Source organism: Bradyrhizobium sp. sGM-13 (assembly GCF_018398875.1).
Lineage (GTDB): Bacteria > Pseudomonadota > Alphaproteobacteria > Rhizobiales > Xanthobacteraceae > Bradyrhizobium.
In genome coordinates this window covers 1-229 of record NZ_JAGWDK010000462.1, presented here as the reverse complement: position 1 = coordinate 229, position 229 = coordinate 1, and the positions used below count along the sequence as shown (strand labels likewise).

The window sequence follows — 229 nt, the reverse complement described above, 5'->3', positions numbered from 1 at the left end:
GTGGCGAGCAGATCAGCGGTCGACTGGAGGGAGAGGAGGTTCTGACGAACCGACGCGGAGAGGACAATGCCTGACATGTCTATTTCCTTCTGGTTTCGAAGCCATTTCTTTGGCCATGCCAGCAATACAGAGCGAGATTTAACAATGCCTCAACTTGACGGCTCTGATTTGCAGCAATCGGACACTGAACTGCCAATGGTTAAAGCTGACCTAAGCAGCAAACCGTAAA

1 protein-coding gene is annotated in these 229 nt (G+C 50.7%); it reads left to right on the top strand.

The genetic code is table 11. The features are described 5' to 3' along the window. Nucleotides 1-66 precede the first annotated feature (66 nt). Nucleotides 67-228 (top strand): hypothetical protein, encoded by a 162-nt coding sequence (locus KJQ96_RS39670; RefSeq protein ID WP_213291292.1) that lies wholly within the window; start codon nucleotides 67-69, stop codon nucleotides 226-228. Nucleotide 229 lies beyond the last annotated feature (1 nt).

Bases quoted from the DNA above. Each gene is read 5' to 3' on its own strand.
- KJQ96_RS39670 (WP_213291292.1), top strand. From the start codon at position 67: ATGCCTGACATGTCTATTTCCTTCTGGTTTCGAAGCCATTTCTTTGGC.